We start from the raw sequence: 25,869 nt of genomic DNA on the forward strand, positions 1-25,869 counted from the left end.
TTACAACTACAAAAAAGACATGAAATCTTCTTTGACCTCATGTCCAGTGCAAATCTATAAAACAAACTCTTCCCTAAACGTACAAACTTCCTTCAAGCGTTTCCCATTAAGCTCTACTCCGATTCCGGGGTTGTCAAATCTTTTCACCATTCCGTTCTCAACAACGATCGGGGTGTCTATGATATCTTCATCCCAATACTTCGAAGATGAGGAGATGTCCCCTGGTATCGAGAATCCTTCAAGGGTGGACAGGCTGATGTTATGGGCCCGGGAGACCCCGAATTCAATCATGCCACCGCACCACAATCTGATTCCATTTTCCATGCAGAGGCGGTAGATAGCCAGTGCAGAATTATACCCTCCGACCCTGCCCAGCTTCAGATTGACGACCCCGCAGCTGTTCAGGTGGATGGCACTTTTCATGTCGCTGGGAGTCACAATGCTTTCATCCAGACATATAGGTGTCTCAAGTTTGGTTTGAAGAATACTGTGATCAACAAGATCGTCCACTCCGAGGGGCTGTTCGATCATTTCCAGACAGAATTCATCAAGGGATTTCAAATGGCCGGCATCACCCAGATCGTAAGCAGAATTCGCGTCCGCCAAAAGGGACAGATGAGGAAATTCCTCTCTCAGTGTACGGACAACGTCAATATCCGCTCCCTTTGAAATCTTGATCTTTATCCGTTCATATCCAGCTTCAATCAGATCCCGGGTCTGTTTGATCATCCCATCAGTGGCACCTGCCCCAACAACGGCACCTGCCAGAACTTTTTCCCGTGTCCCGCCAAGCACATCCCAAAGCGGCTTATCCTGCTGTCTTGCATACAAATCCCAGACCGCCATTTCCAGGGAAGCTTTCGCCATTGCGTTCCTTCTTACACTATCAAAGAGCTCACTCAATTCTGTCGGATGGTTGACTCCATGACGCTCAAGTAATGGAATCAATACATCCTTCAGCATGTGATAAGAGGTTGTCACCGTCTCTTCCGTATACCATGGCGTTGAAAAGGCTACAACTTCACCTAAACCGATCAGTCCGTCCTTGTCCTCCACCTCAATGATGATGCCTTCCCTTGATTCAACCCGCTGAAGATGAGTGACAAACGGTTTTTTTAAAGGCATAGAAATCATATGGAGTCTGATTTTTTTAAGATTCACCGCTGTACACCCCTTTCTCCCAGCGATCTCTCAGTATGCGTCTCAGTATTTTATTGGAAGCATTCCGGGGGATTTCATTCACAAAGACGCATCTTTCAGGCTGCTTGTAAGAAGCCAGTCTGCTTTTACAAAAAGATAAAACTCCGTCCTCACTGAGTTGATCCCCGCTACCTTTCACAATGAAGGCACATGGAACCTGTCCCCACTGCTCACTTGGAATTCCTGCAACCCCGACATCTTCAATCCCCGGATGGGATGAGAGCACACTTTCGATTTCTGCAGGATAAACATTCTCCCCGCCTGAGATGATCAGATCCGAACGGCGGTCGAGGACGAATAAGAATCCCTCTTCATCGACATAGCCGATATCCCCTGTCGATAACCATCCGTCATGGAAGCTCTTATGATTTGCTTCCTCCCGCTTATAATATCCTTTCGTGACATTGGGGCCCTTCACGAAGATTTCACCTTCTTCGCCTGCCCCTGCTTCATTGTCATTTTTCACGATTTTAAGCTGAGAGGGAAACAACGGCTTTCCTGCCGACCCGAGTTTGGACAGACTGTATTCAGGGGAGAGCGTCACGATTTGAGAAGATGTTTCCGTCATGCCGTATGTTTGGAATACAGGGATATGTTTATCTCTGCACGCCTCCAGCAGAGGAAGCGGCGCCGGCCCCCCGCCAAGAAGCATACAGCGGAAATTCTCATGGTAAGACTCATCACCCAAATCCTTCACCAGCCTCTGCAGCATATTGCTGACAGCAGACATGATTGTAATGGAGCCGTCTTTTAGTTCCCCGTTGATCCGTTCGACGTCGAATTGTTCATACAGTCTAACGCCCATCCCGTAAATGACACTTCTCATCAAGATGGAATAGCCGCTGATATGGAAGAGCGGGACCGAACACAGCCAGGTATCGTTTTCACTTATACCGAGATTCAGCGAAGAACCGATGGCACTCCACCAGTGATTCCCAAATGTCTGCAGTACGCCCTTTGGCGCACCGGTCGTCCCGGAAGTATACATAACGGAACAGACTCCGTCTAACTGAAAATGATCCTTCACCTCAAAATGAGAGGGAGATGTGTGGTCTAAATCAGATATCTTCACTTTTTGAACGTTCTGGTCCTGAAGTTTTTCATAAAACGCATCATCCACAATGACGGTGCCTAGATTCATATCTTCTATTTGGAAAGCAAGCTCACCTTGGCTTAACCGGTGGTTCAGAAGCACAGCTTTCAAACCGAGCTGCTGCACGGCATGAATGACGGTTACTGCTTCGACAGTGTTTTTGATCATCAGCCCGATGAAGTCGGCATGGGATTCTTTGATATGACAATGGATCTTCCCTGCGGTGTCAACCGTCATATCCCATAATTCTTTAAACGTATAGCGGCGGTCATCACTACTCAATGCGATACGGCCAGGGGTCAAATATGTTCTTTGTTTAAGCCAATTCGGCATCTGCTGGGAAGTCATCATTTTCTACTCCAATTCTCAATGTAATGTAGGATACTCCATATCATAAAAAAACAAAAAACCTGATGAATCGTCGAGATTCATCAGGCTGCCCTCCATTAAGGGAAACGAGGGAATTGTCCGAAGTCCGGTTTGCGTTTTTCTTTGAACGAGTCTCGACCCTCTTTAGCTTCGTCAGTTGTGTAATAAAGAAGTGTCGCATCTCCTGCAAGCTGCTGTAGACCAGCCAGACCGTCTGTGTCGGCGTTGAACGCAGCTTTGAGGAAGCGAAGTGCAGTCGGGCTCTTTTCAAGCATTTCAGATGCCCACTGAACCGTTTCTTCTTCAAGTTTATCCAATGGTACAACCGTATTGACAAGACCCATTTCAAGAGCTTCCTGGGCATTGTACTGACGGCATAGATACCAGATTTCCTTTGCTTTCTTGTGACCTACGATACGTGCTAGATATCCTGCACCGTATCCGGCATCGAAGCTTCCCACTTTCGGCCCTGTCTGCCCGAAGATGGCGTTATCAGCAGCGATAGTGATATCACACACGACATGAAGGACGTGACCACCGCCGATTGCGTAACCGGAAACCATCGCGATGACCGGTTTAGGGATGACACGGATCAAACGCTGCAGGTCCAGTACATTCAGACGAGGAATCTCATCTTCACCTACATAGCCGCCGTGTCCGCGGACACTTTGGTCACCGCCGGAACAGAAGGCTTTTTCGCCTGCACCCGCAAGGACGATTACGCCCACTTTGGAATCGTCACGTGCATAAGCAAACGCGTCGATCAGTTCCATTACCGTTTTAGGTGTGAAAGCGTTGCGCACTTCCGGACGGTTGATCGTGATTTTCGCGATCCCGTTATATGTTTCATATAAAATTTCTTCGTAATTTCTTTCTGAAACCCATTCAAAAGCCATATTAGAAATCCTCCTTTATGTAATTGAATAAAACTTCCTTTACTATTGTACCAAACTTTCGAGGATCTTCCACATGAATTGCATGACCCGTGTCGAAAAAAGGGATAATTTCTGTGTAGGATATGCTCATTTTCATTTCATCCGCAATCGCGGCAAATTTGCGGTCAAGCTCCCCAACAAGCAGAATGACCGGGAATGGCAGGTTCTCAAGAGAATTCCACCAAGACGGCTGGGCCCCGGTTCCCATCCCCTTCAGGCTGTTAGATAAACCAACCGGGGACTGCTGAAGGCGCTGCACCCGGATCCTCTCCTTCACCTCTTGCGGCAGTTTTTTCTGTGTGGAGAACAAAGGGATGCCCTCCCAGAATTCCACGAAAGATTGCAGCCCTTCACCCATGATCCTGTCAGCAAGGGCATAATCCCTTTCGCATCTTTCCCGTCGTTCCTCTTCGGTTTTCAGACCCGGTGAAGCACTTTCCAGTATAAGTACACTGACTGTGTCACTGTATAGGTTCGAATAATGAAGGGCCAGTCTCCCTCCCATTGAATAACCGACAAAGGCTGCTTTTTTGATATGGAGCTCATCCAATATCGCTTTGATGTCTTCCGAGGCTGCATCCATCGAGTACCTGTCAGCATCTAAGGGAGAATCCGTTTTCCCGTGTCCGATGATATCAATGGAGATGCACTGACACATCCCCTTTAACATATCTGTCACTTCACTCCATGTGCGTGTATCACCTGTAAATCCATGAAGAAATACTACGGGAAATCCTTCTCCTTTAACATCTACAAAATAGTCAATCTCATTCACCCGGAGTATCATGGGGTATTCCCTTTCAATTCAGAAACTATTTCCTGGGAAACAAAATTCCACAAATTACGATGAATTGCTACATTTTCTTCCCGGTTTGTCAGGATTTCAATGATCTTGATTCCTTTTTTCTCCCGGGCAAGGGAGAGTGCAGATGCTAAGTCGATTTCTTCTTTCACCAGCTGATAATCAGCCCCATAGAAGGCTGCTGCTGAAGAAAAGTCCAAATCCATCGGGGTGCCGAATAATTCTTCGAAGTAAGTTCCGTCACTTGCCTGCGGCAGGAAGGAGAAGATGCCTCCGCCGTTGTTATTCATCACCACGATCGTCATATCAAGACCATATTTCTTTGCAACCAGAAGACCGTTCAGGTCATGGAAAAACGCAAGGTCCCCGATCAACAGATAAAGGGGAGTGTGTCCCGTACTCATCCCGAGTGCAGTCGAAACGACTCCGTCTATTCCATTCGCACCGCGGTTGGCATGCACGGAGATTTTTTTGTCATTATTGAAGAAAAATGTATCAATATCGCGTATCGGCATGGAATTGCTTGCAAATATCGATGCACCTTCCGGCAGCTGTTCTACCAGCTGCTTGACGGCTTTCCCTTCGTTCCACGGCTGGTCATCGGCCTGAAGGATACTTCTCGAAATCGCATTCGCTTTTTTCCACTTTTGCAGCCATCCTGAATCTTTCACCTCTGCCCCAGCCATCAGATCATGACAGAATGATCCCTCATCACTGTAGATGAATTCAGTGGCCATTGCTGTCGGATCCTGCCATTCCTCTCCGCTGCTGACGACCCAATATGGTAAGTCTGGCAGTCCTTTAAGGAATAGTGTCAACGGTTTGGAAACAGGCATGGAACCAAATCGGATGATGATATCGGGCTGCAGATCCGCTAGGACTTCCTTCGTTTTTAAGAAAGCATCGTATGTTTCAATGACATTCCCCTTGGAATGCAATCCGCTCCTTACCCCTGATAGAGGATCCGCTGCGACGGGAAATCCGTACTGTTCAGAAAACGCCATGATCGAATCGATGGCCGAGCTGTCAACTCCCGGTCCGCAGACAATCAGTCCGTGCTGCTTTTCCCTCAATATACGAAGCAGGTCATCGCGCATCTCCGTTGTCAATCCCCGGACGCCGTTTTTGACCCGTTTGTCCCGTCTGCCCGGTGTAAATGTTGATTCGTCTAAAGCTGGTATCAACGGCTCCCTGATCGGGAAGTTGAAATGAACCGGTCCTGCCGGCGCTGACAAAGCCATACTCACACCTCTGGCAGCTGAAGATTTTGCATACTTCAATATACCGGGAGAAGATTCCGGCAAGGCCATATCGACGCTCCACTTAACATGCTTCCCATACAGATCAAGCTGATTGATCGCCTGCGGGGCACCGACTTCCCTGAGCTCGTGCGGACGGTCGGCTGTGAGCACGATTAAAGGAACCTTCGCATAGCGTGCCTCGATGACGGCTGGATAATAATTGGCTGCAGCCGTCCCAGACGTGCAAAGAATCGCAACAGGCTTTTGTTTTGCCTTTGCGATCCCGAGTCCGAAGAATGCAGCCGAACGTTCATCTACGTTGATATACGTTTTCACCCCGGGGTGATGAGTAAATAGAAGCGCCAAAGGAGTAGATCGGGATCCCGGGCTTATGACCACCTCGTCTACTCCATTTCCGACTAATTCATCGATATAAGCGGCTAGATAACTTGTTAATCTGTGTTGATGTTCATCCATTGATGTTTCCCCCTAATGCCCTCAGCATTGGCCGGAATTTCATTTGAGTTTCCTTGAATTCCGTTTCCGGATCGGAATCTGCCACAATTCCGCAGCCGGCGTATAAATACGATTCTTTTCCTTGAAGCAGCCCTGAACGGATCGCTACTGCAAATTCTCCGTTACCATAGGCATCCAGCCAGCCTGATGGTCCTGCATATAAACCCCTGTCCATCTTTTCTTCCTGTCTGATGACATGAAGGGCCTCCTCCCTCGGGACGCCGCCCAAAGCAGGTGTTGGATGTAGCTTTTCAACCATATCAAGCAGGGAGGTCTGTTTGGAAGCCCGGCCTGTAACGGGTGTATATAAATGCTGTATATCTTTCATCTTCATCAGTCCCGGCTGTTCCGGCAATGAAAGATCGCTGCAGAACGGCTCAAGTGCCTGTTGGATATTCTCGACGACCAGATGATGCTCATAACGATTCTTTTCATCTTTCAGAAGTGCTGCTCCGAGCATCTCATCTTCTTCTATCGACTGCCCCCGGGCAATCGATCCCGCCAGGCAGGTGGAGAGTACTTCTTCCCCGGTCTTTTTGACAAGGCGTTCAGGAGTAGCACCGATGAAGCAGCTTCCATTCCGTTCAAAACTGAAGATAAAGCTGTCCGGCTGCTGCTTCCAAAGATTATCCAGTACAAAGTCAGAGGTGACCGGGGCCTCGAAGCTGACTTTGCATTTACGTGCAAGCACTACTTTTTCCATGCTGCCGCCCTTTAATTCATCCACTACGTTCTGTACCGACGTCTTCCATTCCTCAGGGTTGTAATCCTCAACTCCAGAAACTGTTGTTTCATCAGAAACAATCGGAAATTTCGACTTACTCAGGAGTTCATCTTTAATACGTATCAGCTTGTCCAATGAATCCTCGTCATGATTGGAACCGCATAACATATTTACAGTCAGATAATCCGCTTCCTTGGATTTAGTGAGCATTATGGATGGAACCTGAAGAGTCCCGTCAGCAAACTCATCCCATTCCGATCCTCTCTGATTCAGTGGATCGAAGCGGAATCCTCCGAAAAGAAGGGGACCTGTACCGGCCCAGTTCTCCCGGGAAAGTATGACACCATCTTCAATAAAGCGCTTCCACTCTTTCTCAACCGCAAAAAACTGCTCTCTTTCTTCGTCGGTAGAGATCGTGCAGGCCGCGCCGAGTCCGGCGATTGTAATTGTATGATCCCTGTCCTTCCACATAAATCTTGTACCTTCATACAAAGCTTTTCCTTCATTATAGAAGGAAAGTGGATCGACAGCATCGATTTTCTCCACGATGCTGAACAGGACCGGGCGCCTATATTGTCTGGCCTTTTCCATGGCTGTATCAAATGCTTTTTCAATATTGGTTTTATGGATGGTAACCAACCCGAATTCCCCCAAACAATCACGTACATGATCAAAACTTATTATAAGATACACCTCACCCTGAGGTGTGTCAACGATGTGTATGACAAATAAACAATTATATCCTTATTATATAATAAACCCTTTTTACCTATTTGAGAAACCTAAAGGGTTGTAAAAGTGCTCAAATAATGGAAGTCCTATTTAACTGTTAAAGATTTCCGTGCAGGACTATGGTTACGACTCTATCCTCCAGGAGCATCATTTCTGCTTATATAGCAACATTCACCATCTTTAAAAAAAGATTGACACTGCCCACTCGTTTACCTACACTTTAATCTGTAAAGGAATTGTAATGTTTTCAGGAAAATTCCTTAAATATTAAGGAGAGAGATGCATGGCACATCAAATGACAAATACAATAGAAGCAGATAAAGGCTGGAAAATCTGGTGGCAGCTCACCAGGCCCCACACATTGACGGCCGCTTTCGTTCCGGTGCTGCTCGGGACGGTACTTGCCCTTCAATATACAGACGTTAGAATCTCACTGTTTTTAGCAATGCTGGCAGCCTCCCTGCTTATACAGGCCGCCACGAATATGTTCAATGAGTACTATGATTATAAGCGCGGGCTCGACACAGAACACTCTGTCGGGATCGGCGGAGCCATCGTACGGAACGGCGTTAAGCCTTCGACGGTCATGACCATCGCCTTTTCATTTTACGGAATTGCCCTGCTGTTGGGATTTTACATTGTCGTCAACAGCACATGGTGGCTGGCGGTGATCGGATTAATATGCATGGCCGCAGGTTATTTTTACACCGGAGGCCCAATGCCGATCGCTTACACACCGCTTGGTGAAATTGTAGCGGGACTCTTCATGGGCCTCATCATCATCCTGATTTCTTTCTACATCCAGACGGGAAATATCTCGACAGAAAGCATCCTGATTTCCGTGCCTGTTTCCATACTTGTAGGTCTGATCTTAATGGCCAACAATATCAGGGACCTGGATGGAGATAAAGAAAACGGCCGCAAAACCGTCGCTATCCTGCTTGGCAAAAAAGGAGCCATCGTCCTCCTTGGAAGCATGTTCTTCCTAACTTACGCATGGACAGCCGGATTGGTACTGTTTGGAGACATGTCCCCGTGGCTACTGGTTTCTTATCTTAGTATTCCAAAAGCCGTAAAAGCTACAAAAGGCTTTATTGGAAAAACCCAGCCGCTCGAAATGATGCCGGCGATGAAAGCGACAGCCCAGACAAATACAATCTTCGGTTTTCTGCTTTCCATCGGGCTGTTGATTGCATATTTCTTTTAATACCATTCACAATAGTTAATCAAAACCGGGTAGGTCTATGCCCGGTTTTTTATTTTAAAGAAAGAACATTCCATAAAAGGCATTAATCTGGAGATTAGAAACTTCGGCTACAGGCACAAAAATTTGAATACCGGCACAATTATAAATTGCAGCTAAGATTGATTTCACTGGAAAAATTAAAGGGTGAAATCGAGTCAAAGTGAAGGAAATTGAAAAGGGAACCTTTAAAAGAGTTTGAATCCTCTAAATAACTTCCCACCCAAAAGGAAAGCACTCTCCCCACAAGAGTGCTCTTTTTTATGTTTTAATCCGTCCACTTTCGGATAAAGTATGATTAGACAAAAAAAGTGATCCGGCAGTCATAAGCCGGACGTCAAAATGAAGGATGTGAGAAGATTGCTTACAAATAGTCAGCAAGAAAACTTGAAGAAAGAACTGCTTCAACAACAATCCCAATTGAGTGAACATCTAAAGCGGGACCTTGACAGTCTTCATGATACAAACGAACGCGATAATTCCGGTGAATTGTCCATGTATGACAATCATCCGGCGGATATGGGTACGGAGCTCTATGAACGTGAAAAGGATTTTGCGATCGATGATCACTCAAAGACTGAGTTGAACAAGATCGATCAGGCGTTAAAAGCCATGGAAGACGGAACATACGGTAAGTGTAAGGAATGCGGCCAGGAAATTCCCTATGAGCGACTTGAAGTGATTCCGACGACGCTTTATTGCAAGGATCACTCCCCGGAGCAGTCCAGAGCGGAAGACCGGCCGGTTGAAGAGGACGTACTGCAGCCGCCGATTGATAATGAGTTCAAACACCGCACGAACGGTAACGTCCGGGATGACCAAGACAGCTTCCAGGAAGTTGCCCGCTACGGGACTTCTGAAACGCCATCTGACTTTGAAGGCGAATACGAAGACTATTCGGAATTGTATCAAGGAGATGATTCATCCGAAGGGTTCACCGAGGATTATGAAAGCTTCGCAGCAACGGATATCGCAGGGTCAAACCGCAAGACCTATCCGTCTAAAAAACACGAGGATTATGAAGAAATGCTTGATGACAATGACCTCGAGTCACCGATTGGGGATATTCCGTATAAAGACGGGGACAGTTACGTTTCCAAAAAGAAAAAATAACCTAAAAAGCCAGGAAGCAGCGCTTCCTGGCTTTTTCTCATCTCATCAAACTACCCTGCCCGATCTTCCAAATGTTCCTCGCATATTCCTCGATTGTCCGGTCACTGGAAAAATAGCCGGAATTCGCGATGTTATGAAGACACATGCGCGACCATTCTTCCCTATTTGTATAGGCCTTGCCCGCTTCTTCCTGAATTGCCGCATATGAATCGAAGTCACGGAGGACAAAGAACTGGTCATTTTCCCCCAGCAGGGAATCATAAATTGTTTCGAAGTGGTCATCCGCACCTGGCAGCGTATCATCTACAAGCTGGTTCAGTACCTTCTTGATACGCGGATCATGATGATAATATTCCATCGCGTAATACCCGCCCTGCTTCTGATAATTCATCACTTCCTCTGCCGTCAATCCGAAGATGAAAATATTCTCTTCCCCGACTTGCTCCAGGATTTCAATGTTGGCTCCATCGAGCGTTCCCAGCGTGATGGCACCATTCATCATGAATTTCATATTGCCCGTACCGGATGCCTCTTTACTGGCAGTTGAAATCTGCTGAGACAAATCAGCGGCCGGAATGATCTCCTCAGCCAGTGACACCCGGTAGTTTTCCATGAAAACGACCTTGAGCCTTCCCTTAATGGCAGGATGGTCGTTCACGAGGTCGGCAACCGAATGAATGAGTTTGATGATTTTTTTAGCATAGAAATAACCGGGTGAAGCCTTAGCCCCGAAAATGAACGTCCTGGGATGGAAATCGAAATGGGGATCCTCCAGGCACCGGTTATAGAGATGCAGGATATGAAGCACATTCAACAGCTGTCGCTTGTAAGCATGAAGCCTCTTCACCTGAATATCGAAGATGGAATCCGTATCGATTTTCATCCCGTTGTTCTCATAGATCCGCCGGGCAAGCCTTTCTTTATTCACCTGCTTCACTTCATGCAGATTTTTGAGGAAAGCAGCGTCATCCCTGTACGTTTCCAAATCCTTCAGTTTACCCGGCTGATGGATCCAATCGGTTCCGATCGCAGAAGTGATCAGCTTAGATAGCGGTGGGTTGCTTCCCAAGAGCCACCTTCTATGCGTGATGCCATTGGTTTTACTATTGAATTTATCCGGGTAATATTGGTAAAATAAGTTCATTTCCCTTTGCTTGAGGATTTCGGTATGAATTTTTGCCACTCCGTTGACGCTGAAGCTCCCGACAATCGCCAAATGCGCCATCTTCACTTCTCCGTGAGAAATGATGGCCATGTCCTCGATCCGCTTCCACTCACCCGGATAATCCTCCCATAACCCTTTGCAAAAACGCTCATTGATTTCGTTGACGATCATAAAGACCCTTGGAAGCAGCGGCTGGAAAATACGGACCGGCCATTTCTCCAATGCCTCAGAGAGTGTCGTATGATTCGTATAGGCAAATGTCTTCGTCGTGACTTTCCATGCCTCATCCCAGTCGAATTCATATTCATCCACAAGGACGCGCATGAGTTCCGGGATGGCAAGCACCGGGTGGGTATCATTGATATGGATCGATACGTATTCATGAAGGTCCTTCAAATCTCCGTATCTGTAAATATATGAGTCTATGATCGACCGGATACTTGCCGACACAAGGAAATACTGCTGCTTCAAACGGAGGATCTTCCCCTCATCATGGGTGTCGTCGGGATAGAGGAATTCAGTGATTGCCTCTGTTTCCCGCTTGTATTTCATCAGATCCTTCCCTGCCTTATAGGCAGCAGGTTCCGCACTCCATAACCGGAGCGTATTCACTGTCGAGGTTTCATGACCCACAACGGGCATATCGTATGGAACGGCTGATACGAGTTCGGCATCAACATGTCTGAACTTCAGTACGCCTTTCTCCGAGTAGGATTCGACTTTCCCCCAAAAAGGGACCTCCACAGTCAAATCAGACTTCCTCACTTCCCATACATGGCCGTGACGAAGCCACTGTTCTGGAAGCTCCATTTGAAAGCCGTTGACAATTTTTTGTTCAAACAATCCATGTTTGTATCGGATGCCATACCCGTGGCCAGGGAGATTGAGTGAGGCCAGGGAATCCAGGAAACAGGCGGCCAGGCGTCCGAGCCCTCCATTGCCGAGTCCCGCATCATGTTCGATTTCTTCAATATCGGCAAGGTCGATCCCAAGGTCCTTCAGTCCCTTATCGACAACCTCATAGATCCCGAGATTCATCAAATTCTGTCTCAGGAGACGACCGAGGAGGAATTCAATCGATAAATAATACACCTGCTTCCTTTTATTAAAACGATACTGCTCATTCGTATGGATCCAGTTCATGCTGATATATTCCCTTATCAAGTGCCCCAGGGTGAAGAATTGATCCTGGGGGGTGGATTCAGGAAATGTCTTTCCGTACATCATTTCAAGTTTCTTGAGAAACATCTCTTTGAACTCATTGTGATCAGAAAACATGGCTTTCACTCCTCGATACAAGGTCAGCATATAATTGGTTGTACTTGAAGGCGGATTGCGCCCAACTATAATCTTTATTCATGGCGGTCTGTACGATATGCTTCCATGTTTCCCTTTCATCATTGTAAAAACGCAGCGCCCTTTGATACGTATGGAGCATGTCATGCGCATTGAAATTCTTAAAGGAAAATCCGTTCCCCGTCTTCGTCTCTTCATTATACGATTGGACCGTATCGTTCAGTCCGCCCGTCTCCCTTACCAGCGGCAGCGACCCGTACCGCAAGGCGATCAGCTGCCCGAGTCCGCACGGTTCGAACTTAGACGGCATCAGGAACAGATCCGATGCTGCATATATTTCTTTCGCAAATTCCTCATTGAATCCGATCGTCACCCTGACTTTATCAGGATATTGCCTTTCCATCTCGCGGAAGAATTGTTCGAATTCCCAGTCTCCCGTCCCCAGCAAGACAAATTGAACATTTTCCCGGAGCATTTCATGAAATACACCCCTGACCAATTCGAGTCCCTTTTGGACAGTCAAACGGGAAATGATCGAAACAACCGGGATGTCTTCATTCACTTCAAGATTCAGCTTCTGCTGAAGTTCACGCTTTGTTTCTATTTTCCCTTGCAGATTTCCGCTCCTGTAAGGGAATCCTCCCTCTTCAGGATTGTAAACCTCATCATCGATCCCATTCAGGATGCCTTCAAGCTGACCATAACGCAGCCTTAAGATGCCATGGAGTTTTTCACCATAATACGGAGTCAATATTTCCTCTTTATAGGTCGGGCTTACGGTGGTGACATAATCCGAAGAAATCAAAGCCCCCTTCATGAAATTGATATTGTCATAAAACTCAAGGTACTCAGGGTGAAAATAACGTTCGGGAATCCCCAGCAGTTCTGTCATCACAGACTTCGGAAAGATTCCCTGGAACTGAAGATTATGGATGGTAAAGATGCTCCGGATGAAGGCATACCCCGGTTTATCCTGGTACTCTGTCCTTAAAAGAAACGGCACCATCCCGGTATGCCAGTCATGGCAATGAATCACATCCGGATAGAAATCAATGGCTTCGATGGCCTCCAGTACCGCTCTCGTAAAAAACGAAAACCGCTCGCCATCATCGAAATAACCATACATGCGGTCACGATTGAAGTAATACTCGTTATCCACAAAGTAATATGTAACCCCGTCGTGATGGAGCTCTTCAATCCCGGAATATTGATTCCTCCATCCAACAGAAACAAAAAACTCTTTCTTCTTTTTCATCTTTGAGCGAAACTCCCGGGGAATCCCCCCATACTTCGGGAGAATGACCCTGATATCAGTCCCCAGGCTCCTCAGCTCTTTTGGGAGGGCGCCTGCAACGTCAGCCAGCCCTCCCGATTTAACAAAAGGCACACACTCAGAAACAGTAAACAATACTTTCACGAATTCATCAGCGCTCCTTGAATCATTCCTTTACGGATGACAATGGGATGGCCGGGTTCGCCAATCAGCTTAACTCCGTCCTCGATCCTCACGTCTTTATCCAGGATGACATTCTCTAGTACACAGTTATCTCCAATTTGACTCTTTTGCATAATGATACTGTTTGAAATACTTGTATTCTTTCCTACTTTCACTGCCCGGAACATGGTTGAGTTCCGAACCTTCCCTTCTATATAACAGCCATTGGCGATGATGCTGTTCTTGACTGAGGCCCCGGACGTGTAGCGGGCTGGAGGCTCATCCTTCACTTTCGTGTAAATCGGCAATTCCTTTTTGAACAGCTCTTTCCAAGATGAAACATCCAGCAGCTTCATACTCGTTTGATAATATTTTTCTATGCAATCCACTGTTTCCACGAATCCAATATGTTCATATCCACAAACCTTGTAGCCGCTGTCCATGTCTTCCACAACGTCCTTCATGCATGTATAACCTGATTCTTCACGGCCCTCGATCAATTCTGTCAACAGCGACGTTTTTACCACATACATCTCGAGTGACTTCCCTTTATGGCGGATTTCGGTGATATCGCATCCAATCATTGCATGCCTTTCAAGGACCGGCCGGTAATTGATATTGCACACTGTATAACAATTGCTGATCAGAGCATATTCCTGGCGGCTGCGGTGGAAATAATCCAGGTGATGGGCGAAATGATTGAAGGACCCCACTCCGTCATCCACTGCATCAAGTCCCGGAGCCGGAAAAAAGAATAGACCGTCACGCTTCCGGTTCAAGTCCCAGTTCTTGCCGGAACCAAGATGATCCATTAACGAACGATATTGAAACTTCGGGAAAATCGCAACAGAACCGATATCTGAATTCACCATATTGGACAATACGAAATCAATCAAACGGTATCTTCCTGCAATCGGAAGGGCAGCCATCGACCGATGTAAGAGCAAATCCTCTAAAGACTGATAATAACTAGTGGCATCTATGACTCCAAGCAATGAATTTTTCACGATAATTCCTCCTCTTACGTTGTACTTTAGAGTTTCTTACACTTCTTCCTGCTCAAGCAATGTATCAATGAATGCCTCCGTCACTAGGATTACTTCATCCGATCCCTCTTCCGGCATGATGCAGACGCCGCTCGGAACTTTGACATTCGGCGGAACAATCGCCTGTTCGATATAGGAATTCTCTCCGATCAAGGCATCCGGCATGATCACCGACCGTGAAACATGTGCCCCTTTCTTAACTGTCGTCCCCTGAAATAACACAGACTTCGATATCGTGCCTTCAATCGTACAGCCTTCATTGACAAGCGATCCTTCCACCAAGGCATCCGCCGAAATATATTGAGGAGGTTCATTCGGATTGACCGAGTATACCCTCCACTCATGATCAAACAAGTTCAACTCATTGTCCTCGTCAATCAGGTCCATATTCGCTTCCCACAAGCTTTTTACCGTGCCGACATCCTTCCAGTAGCCCTTGAACGGATAGGCCATCAGCTTTTTCTTTTCATCAAGCAGAAGCGGGATCACATCTTTTCCGAAATCATGGCTGGAATGAGGATTCCGTTCATCCATCTCAAGAAAATCCTTCAAGACGGACCAATTAAAAATATAGATTCCCATTGAAGCGAGATTGCTCTTCGGATAGGCAGGCTTCTCCTCAAATTCCGTGATCCTCATCTCTTCATTCGTATTCATCAAGCCGAAACGGCTGGCCTCGGACCAATCCACCTCGATCACCGATATCGATACATCCGCTTTCTTCTCGATATGATAGTCGAGCATTTTACTATAATCCATCTTGTAGATATGATCGCCCGATAATACCAGGACGTACTCGGGATCATACTGCTCCAGATAATTCATATTTTGATAGATGGCACTTGCCGTCCCTGTATACCAGCGCATCTCGGATGACTCTGCATATGGTGGCAGAACCGTCACGCCGCCATTTTTGCGGTCAAGATCCCACGCACTGCCGATCCCGATATAGGAATTGAGCACAAGCGGCTGATACTGTGTCAGGACCCCGACCGTATCGATCCCTGAGTTCGTGCAGTTGCTCAATGTAAAATCGATGATGCGGTATTTCCCCCCAAACGGGACGGCAGGCTTCGCAAGATTCTTCGTCAAAGAACTCAATCGACTCCCTTTACCGCCTGCTAACAACATGGCCACACATCTTCCCTTTGCCATTCTATTCTCCCCTTCCGTAATCTGGTTTTAAATAAACTGCACCGTATGGAGGAATCGTCATCACTACGGATCCCGCTTTTCCATGATAGGTTTCATGGTGTACAGAAAGCGGTGCAGGATTGACCTGATCCGAACCTCCATATTTCCCGGCATCACTGTTCCATATCTCTCTATAGGAATCGGCATGAGGCACACCGACCTTATACCCGTGATAAACAATCGGACTGAAATTACAGATCACCACCAGATGGTCGTTCTCTTTCTTTCCCCTTCTGATAAAAGAAAAAATCTGCTGTTCTGAATTGTTTACATCAATCCATTCAAACCCTCCAGATTGATGATCCAGTTCGTATAAAGCCTCGGCACCCTTATATAAATGCACTAAATCCTTAAAATATGAGTTGAATTTGTGATGAAAATCGTAATTCATCAAATGCCAATCAAGCTCCTCCAAGTCCTTCCACTCCGAAAACGGGGCCAGCTCGCTTCCCATAAACAGCAGCTTCTTTCCAGGATGGGCGCACATAAATCCCAGAAGCAGCCGGTACTGTGCAAACTTCTGCCAGTAATCGCCCGGCATTTTATCCAGGAGTGACTTTTTCCCATGCACCACCTCATCATGCGAAAAAGGGAGTACATAATTCTCAGAAAAGGCATAAAGAAGGGAAAAGGTCATCAGGGAATGGACATCCTTGCGCTTCTCGGGCGGCGTCTCCATATAATCGAGTACATCATTCATCCAGCCCATATTCCATTTATAATTAAAGCCAAGCCCCCCATAATGTACAGGGGATGTCACCTGCGGCCAATCCGTCGAATCCTCCGCAATCATCAGGATGGAAGAATCATATTCGAATACGGCCTGGTTCAGCTTTTTCAGGAATCCGATCGCCCCTTCATTCGGCGACTGCTGACCCTGATTTGCCCAGTAAATGATATTGGCCACGGCATCAATCCTGAATCCGTCTATATGGTACATTTCCATCCAGAATCGCGCGTTTGAAATCAAGAAACTTCTTACTTCACCTTTACCGAGGTCAAAATTCGCCGTCCCCCACGTATAGTTCTCGCGGTCCCGTTCTTCCCCGTACTCATAAGCAAAAGAACCGTCAAATTGGTATAAACCATGTGCATCTTTACAAAAATGTCCCGGAACCCAGTCCAAGATGACTCCTATATCGTTCCTGTGGCATTCATCGATGAATCCCATCAGCTCGTGAGGTTCTCCGTACCTGCTAGTCGGAGAATAGTAGCCAGTCGACTGATACCCCCACGAACGGTCAAAAGGGTGCTCGGTGACCGGGAGAAGCTCGATATGAGTAAAACCGTGCTCTTTCACGTACGGAATCAATTCCCGGGCAAGCTCCTTATAGGATAGAAATTTCCCATCTTTCTTTTTCCATGTCCCTGCATGCACTTCGTAGATGAACATAGGCTTATCATAAATCGATGAACCCGACCTTTTCTCGAGCCACTCTTCATCACTCCACTGAAACCCTTCCAGTTCATACACAATGCTTGCCGTCTGTGGACGTTTCTCTGAAGCAAACCCGTACGGATCCGACTTAAGCTTTCTCTCCCCTGATAAGGTGGTGATCTCATATTTATAGGTTTCACCCGTCAAATCACCATCCACCCGAACAGCCCACAATCCTTCCCGGTTCCACTTTTGCAGCTCATACCCGGCACTCTTCCAATCATTGAACGACCCTGCCAGGGACACACTCCGTGCATTCGGTGCCCAAACGCAAAATTCTGTATAGGTCCCCCGCGAGTCCTTCCTCACGTGTGAACCCATAAACTGATACGCTTGCTGTAAACTTCCCTCATGAAATAAAAAAACATCATAATCAGATAACATCATTGCGTTCATCACTTCACCTACATTTTTCAATCTATTAACTACTTTCTGCTACTTATGAAGAATTCCTTTTTAAAAACATCGCTCTATTCCGACATAATCCTACACCGGCCGAAAGGAAAGCGATTGCATTGTAAGAGTATGGAAAATGATAAGGTTTTCACGGGGAAAATATAAGGAAAGCTGTCGAAAGTTTTTTGAGGAAAAAAGAAGGAAAAAAATGAAGAAAGTAAAAGGATTCCGTTATTCAGTAGGAAATATACTGTAGACTGAACGAGTACAATTCAAGTTTTGCCTGAACGATGATTATACTAATACACTGAGTAAAACCAATTAATATTCTGCGTCAAGGACGATGGGCGTTATAATGGTGCCTACATAACGGATGGAAATGGGGAATCTTTTAATTTTGACCCGTAATCTTTCGAAAACTGGCCTTTTTCTTTCAATTCCGGGCAATAATCTTCGAATTTCGCGGGATAATCTTTTAATTTTAGGATTAATTCCATCACTTACCAAAAAGCTCCAAATTATAAACAATGGGGAGCGAAGCAAACCTCCTCCGCTTTTCAAATAAGCTACTCTTCCCGCAGGAGTCTGCGTCTTGCACTCCAATAACCGCTTGAACAGATTGAATCTAAATGTACATTTGAAACATAACTAACAAAAAACCGAACTAACCTGCCTCATGAGATGCAAATAAGTTCGGTTTTCACTTTGACTGAAGCACTTTTCCTAAGCCTCAGAATGAAAATTATTAAGATTTAAGTTCTTCATACTGATGAATGATTTCAGCCGTGATCGGGCTTTTTTCGTCCAGTCCGCTTACTTCCTTGAGAACGTATGGAACACCGTTTTCTTTAATCATGTTCTGGATCTCAACGGCTTCCTGATCTTCAGGGTGATCGAATAATAATGCCGCTGCAATGGCTTTGGCAAGATTGGAGTAGGAAAGCCCTGCTTTTTGTGCTTCAGTTGTCGGACGGATCAGTCTGTCATCCGGACCGAGTTTTCTCATCGGTGCACGTCCGACCCTTGTTACCCCGTCGTTCAGGTAGGAATTTTTGAAACGCTCGATGTTTTTTTCGATGTACGCAAGATGTTCCTTTTCATCCAACCCGTACTGCTTAATCAGGTAAGCACCGGTTTCTTTAAGCGTCTCCCTCACCTGCTCTGCGATGCTTTCATCAGCAAGTGTTTCATCAATCGTTGTTTTCCCTTTCAAATACCCAAGATAAGCGATGACTGCATGACCCGTGTTCACCGTGAACAGTTTTCGCTCGATGAAAGGGGCTAGGTCAGGGACGATGGTCATACCGTTAACCGGCGGGATGGATACATCCGCTTCCACCACCCACTCGTAATAAGGTTCAACAAGGACATCCAATGAATCCTGCTCCTGGATCGGCACAATGCGGTCTACAGCTGAATTGAAGAAGTACACTTTCCCTTCCAATTTTGACTTCACTTCATCGGACAAATGATCCATGATATGTCCCTTTAAGATATCCGTCGCCCCGATTTGATTCTCGCATGCAATCACATAGAGGGGTTCGTCGGTTTCAAGGATACGGTTTTCAATCCCTTTGGAGATGAGCGGTGCGATTCGTGGAAGGATATTTGGACCGATTGCTGTAGTCAGATACGACGCCTTGGCAATTTCGTCCATCACTTCCTTTTCCTGATGGAGATTGTTAAGTCCCGATACGTTGGAAATCGTTTCGCTTTCATGCTTTTCCGTTGCCAGCTTCACCTGGTAAGTTCCTTCAGCATTCAACTTATCAATGACTTTTTCCGCAATGTCGACGAACGTGACGTGATACCCCGATTTAGAGAACAACGCCCCTATAAAACCTCTGCCAATATTACCTGCGCCAAAATGTACAGTCCGTTTCATTATCATCATTCCTTTATATCAAGTTATTTTGTAAGTAATCGAGAAAGAGATGTTCAAGCTTTTTATAAATCATGGATTCATTGCCGGATGAGTAAATTATCATCGATGCATGATCTTCAATAAGGCTCGTACTGATGAGACTCAGGATTTCCTGCTCTCTTTTGCTTAAATTTTCTGGAGCGATCATAAGCAGTAGACTTTTCATTTCAAGGTCGTTTCCGTCCATCCCTTTTATAACACAAGGGTGATCCAGGTGGGCCGCTTGAAACATTAGCCCTTTAATGTTTTCATCACGGCAATGGAACAGACCCATAGTCGTACCTGGTATCCCCAGGCCGCCTTTCCTTTCCCTTTCAAGTAGGTGAGAGAGTACTTCCGCTTTGTCCGTCAGCAATCCACTCTCTTCAGCTTTTTCTGTCATCTGTTCTAACACATCGTGATGACTACTAACGGAGGACATCCGGTAAATTTTGAAATGATCGAGAATGGATTCAATACTATAATGGACATCCTTTATTTCTTTCAATAATCCCCGGATTTTTGCAGGGCGTGCATCCTCCTCTTCGGGAGGGGACGGCTTCATATATTTTTTCCGTGTAATCTTCTCTATGTTTTTTTGCACATAATCCTCGATGATTCCAATGTCTTTGTCGCTTAACAGCGGATTGACAAGCAGATAATCCACCTCAGTAAAAGGCAGCCTGACAGTTGAAATCACGATATCATAACCGCTTAGGTTGGCTGTCCTGAAATCGGCAATTGACAAGATATGAACTGAGTGAATCATCTTCAATTCTTTTTGTATCCTGCTTGCAAGCATCTTTGAGGCGCCGATCCCTGTTGGGCATACCACCACTGCACTAATTCTGACCTTCTCTTCATTCATCAGAAGTGCCGAACCGAAGTGAAGGACAATATAAGCCACTTCTGCATCCGGGAAATCAACATCTGTAAATTCAGTTTGGAGGCTGTTTTTTACTGCCAGAAACAGTACCGGGTATTTCTCCTTGATTTCCTCCGTAAGCGGATTGAATAATTCCATCTGCTGCTTCAGACGGAAAATCGATGGCCCCATATGTGCAAGCAGCCCCTGGAACAGAGAAAAATCATCGGTGAGGTCCACATTCAAATTGATTGAAACATCCTTGACTACCTTTTTGATAAGATGTCCCAGAAAGATACTATCGTAAGACACAGCATCCGTTTCCTGTACTTTTGATGCTTTTAGTATCAGCGTCAGAAAATGGATGTCCGCTTCAGTGACCTGTATGGTAAGGAGCCTTTCAAGCTCTTTTGCAATCTCCTTCATTGGCCGGTACTCGCTGGAATAACGGCTTTCCATATCATTCATTTCCGTTAACGGCCAACCATTCTGAGTTCTCTGGATACACAGGCACACATGCACGACCAGGCCGATATAATCATTGTCCACCAAATTCAGCTGCTCTTTGGATAATTGCATGCCCACAGACTGATGGACAGCCTTAAGGTGCTCCGGCGGGAAAAAGCCAAGAATCGGCTCCTGAAATGAATGGCCGTTTTGCATTAAATATAAGCTTTCTATGATCTCTTCATAAAAATAAACAAGGAAAAAGCTTGCCAGCGCATGCCGCTTACTGGCTTCATCCGCTACCAGCTCCACTCCCACCCCACGCTTCCTGGTGAGGGTGATGCTGTATTTATTCAGCCAGTCCCCCAATTCATCGAGATAGGAACCCAGTGTAGTGACACTGATTCCAAGCTGTCGGGCCAGCACCTGTTTCTTAAAGGAAGGCCCTTCATGCAGCAAAATGATCAAAAGCTGCAGCTTTCGTTCTTCCGGGGTGTCATCTGTCGGACTTGCTTCCGACAATCCTTGAATCAGCCTGTAAATATGCTCGTTCTTCCCATCTATGAACAATCCATCCCCCGGTGTCCGTTTCAATTCCAGATGATATTGTTTCAGGATGCCTTCGATCGATTTCAGATTACGCTGGATCGTCCGGCCGCTTACATTCATGAATGAAGAGAGACTGTGGACGGTATGCTTGCCCGATGTTTTTACGATCAATTCTATTATGGCTTTCTCCCTTGATGTAATGAACATGTTCTCCCTCCGTTCTATTCATGAAAATTAGTGATATAATCGGCCGTAGAAATCCCCGGTCAAACAGAGCTATTATAATAACAGCCAAAACGGAAAGGCCAAAAGAACCTTTCCGGATTGGAGGTTAATTGCTATTGATGATTTCTTTTAGTTCTTTGGCGGTTTTCGCCTGTACCATCATGTCTACGTTTTCCTGCTCGGAGCAGATGACCGCAATGCTTGAAAGGATTTCAAGGTGTGTGCCGTCTTTACCTGCGATACCGAAGATCAGCTTAGCCTGTTCACCGTTGAAGTCAACGCCGCCCGGCACTTGAATTACGGTAAAGCCTGATTTGATGACTGCTTTTTTGGCATCTTCCGTACCATGCGGGATGGCTACATTATTGCCCATATAAGTCGTCGTGATGCCTTCTCTTTCGATCATTGCATCGACGTAACTGTCTTCTACATAACCAGCTTTCACGAGTGCTTCGCCGGCAAATCGGATAGCGTCTTCCTTCGTCTGAAATTCCTGGCCGATGAAGATGTTTTCTTCTCTTAGAAGATCGTCATCCCCGTCTCCCTGAGGTTCGACTCCGACTGCTTCCTTTTCTGCATCCTCGACAAGCTCATCCTGTTCTTCCGTGATGTCATTTTGCAGACTTCCAATAAGCTTATCGTATTCCGGACTAGAAAGGAAATTATCGACTGAGATGTGGTACGCATCCGGCAGTTTATTCTTCGCTCGCGGCGTCAATTCTTCCTGAGTGATGACTACCTGTGCATCAGCCGGCAGATTGCTGATCGCTGTATTCGTAACAAAGATATCGAGTCCGGCTTCCTTCACTTTTTTACGCAGTAATGACGCACCCATCGCACTGGATCCCATCCCTGCATCACATGCAAAGACAATTTTATTTACTTCACCGGGAAGTGTGCCCTGCTGTTGACTGATTTGTCCGGAAACAGAACTCTTCTTCCCTTTCATTTCTTCCATTTTCTTCGTAGCTTCTTCAATGTTGTCTTCCTGTTTCTTGCTTGATTTCAAGACAATCGCAGAAACGATGAATGACACAACCGCTGCTACAATGACAGCCGCAAAATTGGCCAGATACTTCATACCTTCAGGAGGTGTGACAGCAGCAATAGCCAGGATGCTTCCTGGCGAAGCAGGAGCAGAAAGTCCGCCGCCCAACAGAACAAGCGTAAAGACTCCGCTCATTCCTCCCAGGATGACTGAAAGAAATAGCATAGGTTTCATAAGGACATATGGGAAGTAAATCTCATGGATGCCTCCCAGGAAATGAATGATTGCTGCGCCCGGAGCGGATTGCTTTGCAGTCCCCCGGCCGAACAGCATAAATGCGAGCAATACACCAAGACCCGGTCCAGGGTTCGCTTCCAGTAAGAATAGAACCGATTGACCCGTTTGCTGTACCTGTTCCAATCCAATTGGTGAAAGAACACCATGGTTAATGGCATTATTCAGGAACAGGATTTTTGCTGGTTCGATCAAGAGACTTGTCAGCGGAAGCAATCCTGCACCGATAAGCCAGTCAACACCGGCAACCAATAGTTTTGTCAGGCCGTCAACGGCAGGGCCGATACCGAGAAACGCAAGGATTGCAAGGATTCCGCCAAGAATTCCCGCAGAGAAGTTATTAACGAGCATTTCAAACCCTGCACGGATTTTCCCTTCGATTACACTGTCAAATTTCTTGATGACATAACCGCCAAGCGGTCCCATGATCATGGCTCCGAGGAACATCGGGGTATCCGGTGCACCGACGATGACCCCCATAGTAGCAATCGCACCTACGACGCCGCCGCGCTGATCGTGCACAAGCTTACCGCCTGTATAACCGATTAAGAGAGGCAGAAGATACGTTACCATTGGCCCCACTAATTTGGCAAGGCTTTCATTTGGGAAGAAACCGGTAGGAATAAATAATGCAGTAATCAATCCCCATGCAATGAAGGCACCGATATTCGGCAAGACCATTGAACTGAGGAAGTTACCAAACTTTTGTATTTTAACTTTTACAGTTGATTGAGCCATATTTATCTTCCTTTCTAAAAAATCATTTCTTATATAATCATCATAAGTCACAGAACATTCATCAACAAGAAAGATGAAAACTAACTTTGTCACATCCCCGGCGACAAACCTATTGTTACTCAAAACCACTTATTGCATGCTTAAAGTTAGTGATTGTTTCCTTAAGTCCTCCATCTTTTCTAAACAAAAAAAACGCCCCATATATAGGACGCTTCTGATTTTTAAATTATTCAACTCAGTTTCTTCTATTAAAATAAAAAAAGACTACCATTCAGATAGTCTACTTAATATGACCCGTACGGGATTCGAACCCGTGTTACCGCCGTGAAAGGGCGGTGTCTTAACCGCTTGACCAACGGGCCTTAATGGCGGAGAAGGAGGGATTTGAACCCTCGCGCCGGTTGCCCGACCTACACCCTTAGCAGGGGCGCCTCTTCAGCCACTTGAGTACTTCTCCATATGGCTCCGCAGGCAAGATTCGAACTTGCGACCGATCGGTTAACAGCCGATAGCTCTACCACTGAGCTACTGCGGAATATTGAGATGGTGGGCCTAAGTGGACTCGAACCACCGACCTCACGCTTATCAGGCGTGCGCTCTAACCAGCTGAGCTATAGGCCCATGGAGCGGGTGATGGGAATCGAACCCACGACATCAGCTTGGAAGGCTGAGGTTTTACCATTAAACTACACCCGCAATAAAATTGGGGCGACTGATGGGAATCGAACCCACGAATGCCGGAACCACAATCCGGTGCGTTAACCACTTCGCCACAATCGCCATAAAAGTATGAAATAAATGAAAAATGGTGGCTCAGGACGGAATCGAACCGCCGACACATGGATTTTCAGTCCATTGCTCTACCAACTGAGCTACTGAGCCACACTATGTAATTGAAATGGCGGTCTGGACGGGACTCGAACCCGCGACCTCCTGCGTGACAGGCAGGCATTCTAACCAACTGAACTACCAGACCAAAGTTTTTTGCGTTAGCAAAAGAACTAACCTTGCGCCAGCAAAATATTCATCCATCCGTTACCGACTAGACGTTTATTCACTTTAACAAAATTGGTATTGCGGGGACAGGATTTGAACCTGCGACCTTCGGGTTATGAGCCCGACGAGCTACCGAACTGCTCCACCCCGCGACGATAATAAAATTTTAATCAAGTTGTGATTTTACGAATCAATATTCGTTAGAACCACCCCGACTTCAGTAAGCTTATTCAAGCTGCTGCTCAGTCGGTGCGCTGATGTGCATGCTCCAAAGATGATTCGGACGTGCTCCACCCCGCGACGATAATAAGGGTAAAAAATAAATATGGCGGAGGAAGAGGGATTCGAACCCCCGCGGGCTTTAACACCCCTGTCGGTTTTCAAGACCGATCCCTTCAGCCGGACTTGGGTATTCCTCCGTGTTTTAAAATGTGAATGGTGGACCTTGTAGGACTCGAACCTACGACCGGACGGTTATGAGCCGTCTGCTCTAACCAACTGAGCTAAAGGTCCGTATTGGTAGCGGCGGAGGGGATCGAACCCCCGACCTCACGGGTATGAACCGTACGCTCTAGCCAGCTGAGCTACACCGCCAAGAAACATTTTATATGATTTTTAGATGCTTAGCTGAAGCAAACATCATGGAAGATTATTTTACTCCACTTACGTTTCGTAAAAAATCTTGGTGGAGCCTAGCGGGATCGAACCGCTGACCTCCTGCGTGCAAAGCAGGCGCTCTCCCAGCTGAGCTAAGGCCCCATATGAAGTGGTCGGGAAGACAGGATTCGAACCTGCGACCCCTTGGTCCCAAACCAAGTGCTCTACCAAGCTGAGCTACTTCCCGAAATATGGCGCGCCCGAGAGGAGTCGAACCCCTAACCTTTTGATCCGTAGTCAAACGCTCTATCCAATTGAGCTACGGGCGC

The 25,869-nt window shown here is 46.4% G+C and carries 16 protein-coding genes and 15 tRNA genes; 2 read left to right on the top strand and 29 right to left on the bottom strand.

Features of this window, described 5'->3' with window-relative positions; genetic code table 11:
• Nucleotides 1-54 precede the first annotated feature (54 nt).
• From menC to ACKA06_RS20700, 6 genes are all read right to left on the bottom strand, one after another.
• Nucleotides 55-1,161, bottom strand: a complete 1,107-nt coding sequence (gene menC, locus ACKA06_RS20675) for an o-succinylbenzoate synthase (RefSeq protein WP_411160543.1) — start codon at nucleotides 1,159-1,161, stop codon at nucleotides 55-57.
• Nucleotides 1,151-2,644, bottom strand: coding sequence for an o-succinylbenzoate--CoA ligase (locus ACKA06_RS20680; RefSeq protein WP_411160544.1), 1,494 nt, complete (start codon nucleotides 2,642-2,644; stop codon nucleotides 1,151-1,153). The genes menC and ACKA06_RS20680 overlap by 11 nt, the downstream gene beginning before the upstream one ends.
• Before the next feature lie 95 nt (nucleotides 2,645-2,739).
• Nucleotides 2,740-3,558, bottom strand: a complete 819-nt coding sequence (gene menB / locus ACKA06_RS20685) for a 1,4-dihydroxy-2-naphthoyl-CoA synthase (protein ID WP_032087250.1) — start codon at nucleotides 3,556-3,558, stop codon at nucleotides 2,740-2,742.
• A 1-nt stretch (nucleotide 3,559) separates the two neighbouring features.
• The gene (gene menH, locus ACKA06_RS20690) at nucleotides 3,560-4,384 is read right to left on the bottom strand and encodes a 2-succinyl-6-hydroxy-2,4-cyclohexadiene-1-carboxylate synthase (protein ID WP_411160545.1); all 825 of its coding nucleotides are present in this window, start codon (nucleotides 4,382-4,384) and stop codon (nucleotides 3,560-3,562) included.
• Nucleotides 4,381-6,117, bottom strand: coding sequence for a 2-succinyl-5-enolpyruvyl-6-hydroxy-3-cyclohexene-1-carboxylic-acid synthase (gene menD / locus ACKA06_RS20695; protein ID WP_411160546.1), 1,737 nt, complete (start codon nucleotides 6,115-6,117; stop codon nucleotides 4,381-4,383). The genes menH and menD overlap by 4 nt, the downstream gene beginning before the upstream one ends.
• The gene (locus ACKA06_RS20700) at nucleotides 6,110-7,519 is read right to left on the bottom strand and encodes an isochorismate synthase (RefSeq protein WP_064564616.1); all 1,410 of its coding nucleotides are present in this window, start codon (nucleotides 7,517-7,519) and stop codon (nucleotides 6,110-6,112) included. Before ACKA06_RS20700 ends, menD begins: the two co-directional genes overlap by 8 nt.
• 376 nt (nucleotides 7,520-7,895) lie before the next feature.
• Between ACKA06_RS20700 and ACKA06_RS20705 the strand changes: the two genes are divergently transcribed.
• Together ACKA06_RS20705 and ACKA06_RS20710 are read left to right on the top strand one after the other, a co-directional pair.
• Nucleotides 7,896-8,819: a 1,4-dihydroxy-2-naphthoate polyprenyltransferase gene (locus tag ACKA06_RS20705; protein ID WP_064564618.1), complete on the top strand. Its 924-nt coding sequence runs from the start codon at nucleotides 7,896-7,898 to the stop codon at nucleotides 8,817-8,819.
• A 387-nt stretch (nucleotides 8,820-9,206) separates the two neighbouring features.
• The gene (locus ACKA06_RS20710; RefSeq protein ID WP_411160550.1) at nucleotides 9,207-9,968 is read left to right on the top strand and encodes a TraR/DksA C4-type zinc finger protein; all 762 of its coding nucleotides are present in this window, start codon (nucleotides 9,207-9,209) and stop codon (nucleotides 9,966-9,968) included.
• A gap of 37 nt (nucleotides 9,969-10,005) precedes the next feature.
• On the opposite strand, the gene ACKA06_RS20715 is transcribed toward ACKA06_RS20710, so the two are convergent.
• The 23 genes from ACKA06_RS20715 to ACKA06_RS20825 form a co-directional block, all read right to left on the bottom strand.
• A complete protein-coding gene (locus ACKA06_RS20715; protein WP_411160547.1) occupies nucleotides 10,006-12,411 on the bottom strand; it encodes a glycogen/starch/alpha-glucan phosphorylase in 2,406 nt (801 codons plus the stop codon).
• On the bottom strand, nucleotides 12,401-13,846 hold the full coding sequence (gene glgA / locus ACKA06_RS20720; protein WP_411160548.1) for a glycogen synthase GlgA: 1,446 nt from the start codon (nucleotides 13,844-13,846) through the stop codon (nucleotides 12,401-12,403). The genes ACKA06_RS20715 and glgA overlap by 11 nt, the downstream gene beginning before the upstream one ends.
• Nucleotides 13,843-14,871, bottom strand: a complete 1,029-nt coding sequence (locus ACKA06_RS20725; protein WP_032087243.1) for a GlgC family sugar phosphate nucleotidyltransferase — start codon at nucleotides 14,869-14,871, stop codon at nucleotides 13,843-13,845. Before ACKA06_RS20725 ends, glgA begins: the two co-directional genes overlap by 4 nt.
• A gap of 36 nt (nucleotides 14,872-14,907) precedes the next feature.
• A complete protein-coding gene (locus tag ACKA06_RS20730; RefSeq protein ID WP_032087242.1) occupies nucleotides 14,908-16,065 on the bottom strand; it encodes a glucose-1-phosphate adenylyltransferase in 1,158 nt (385 codons plus the stop codon).
• Between the two features lies 1 nt (nucleotide 16,066).
• Nucleotides 16,067-17,938 carry a 1,4-alpha-glucan branching enzyme gene (gene glgB, locus ACKA06_RS20735; RefSeq protein ID WP_411160551.1) on the bottom strand — a complete coding sequence of 624 codons (1,872 nt, stop codon included), beginning with the start codon at nucleotides 17,936-17,938 and terminating at the stop codon, nucleotides 16,067-16,069.
• A gap of 745 nt (nucleotides 17,939-18,683) precedes the next feature.
• Nucleotides 18,684-19,823 carry a mannitol-1-phosphate 5-dehydrogenase gene (locus tag ACKA06_RS20740; RefSeq protein ID WP_032087240.1) on the bottom strand — a complete coding sequence of 380 codons (1,140 nt, stop codon included), beginning with the start codon at nucleotides 19,821-19,823 and terminating at the stop codon, nucleotides 18,684-18,686.
• Nucleotides 19,824-19,836: 13 nt separating this feature from the next.
• Nucleotides 19,837-21,909 (bottom strand): BglG family transcription antiterminator, encoded by a 2,073-nt coding sequence (locus ACKA06_RS20745; RefSeq protein WP_411160549.1) that lies wholly within the window; start codon nucleotides 21,907-21,909, stop codon nucleotides 19,837-19,839.
• A gap of 124 nt (nucleotides 21,910-22,033) precedes the next feature.
• Nucleotides 22,034-23,947, bottom strand: coding sequence for a PTS mannitol transporter subunit IICBA (locus tag ACKA06_RS20750; protein WP_058298037.1), 1,914 nt, complete (start codon nucleotides 23,945-23,947; stop codon nucleotides 22,034-22,036).
• 290 nt (nucleotides 23,948-24,237) lie between these two features.
• Nucleotides 24,238-24,309, bottom strand: a tRNA-Glu gene (locus tag ACKA06_RS20755).
• Between the two features lie 4 nt (nucleotides 24,310-24,313).
• Nucleotides 24,314-24,404, bottom strand: a tRNA-Ser gene (locus ACKA06_RS20760).
• Between the two features lie 3 nt (nucleotides 24,405-24,407).
• Nucleotides 24,408-24,482 (bottom strand) — tRNA-Asn (locus ACKA06_RS20765).
• Nucleotides 24,483-24,491: 9 nt separating this feature from the next.
• A tRNA-Ile gene (locus tag ACKA06_RS20770) sits at nucleotides 24,492-24,568 on the bottom strand.
• Between the two features lies 1 nt (nucleotide 24,569).
• Nucleotides 24,570-24,643, bottom strand: a tRNA-Gly gene (locus ACKA06_RS20775).
• 8 nt (nucleotides 24,644-24,651) lie between these two features.
• Nucleotides 24,652-24,727: transfer RNA gene (locus ACKA06_RS20780), tRNA-His, on the bottom strand.
• Between the two features lie 26 nt (nucleotides 24,728-24,753).
• Nucleotides 24,754-24,829 (bottom strand) — tRNA-Phe (locus ACKA06_RS20785).
• Nucleotides 24,830-24,846: 17 nt separating this feature from the next.
• A tRNA-Asp gene (locus ACKA06_RS20790) sits at nucleotides 24,847-24,923 on the bottom strand.
• A 98-nt stretch (nucleotides 24,924-25,021) separates the two neighbouring features.
• Nucleotides 25,022-25,095: transfer RNA gene (locus ACKA06_RS20795), tRNA-Met, on the bottom strand.
• Nucleotides 25,096-25,269: 174 nt separating this feature from the next.
• A tRNA-Ser gene (locus ACKA06_RS20800) sits at nucleotides 25,270-25,362 on the bottom strand.
• Between the two features lie 17 nt (nucleotides 25,363-25,379).
• Nucleotides 25,380-25,456, bottom strand: a tRNA-Ile gene (locus ACKA06_RS20805).
• Between the two features lie 4 nt (nucleotides 25,457-25,460).
• Nucleotides 25,461-25,537, bottom strand: a tRNA-Met gene (locus ACKA06_RS20810).
• An 89-nt stretch (nucleotides 25,538-25,626) separates the two neighbouring features.
• A tRNA-Ala gene (locus ACKA06_RS20815) sits at nucleotides 25,627-25,702 on the bottom strand.
• 8 nt (nucleotides 25,703-25,710) lie between these two features.
• Nucleotides 25,711-25,787: transfer RNA gene (locus tag ACKA06_RS20820), tRNA-Pro, on the bottom strand.
• Nucleotides 25,788-25,792: 5 nt separating this feature from the next.
• Nucleotides 25,793-25,869, bottom strand: a tRNA-Arg gene (locus ACKA06_RS20825).

Origin of the sequence: Rossellomorea oryzaecorticis, from assembly GCF_045897515.1 — a bacterium.
GTDB lineage: Bacteria > Bacillota > Bacilli > Bacillales > Bacillaceae_B > Rossellomorea > Rossellomorea enclensis.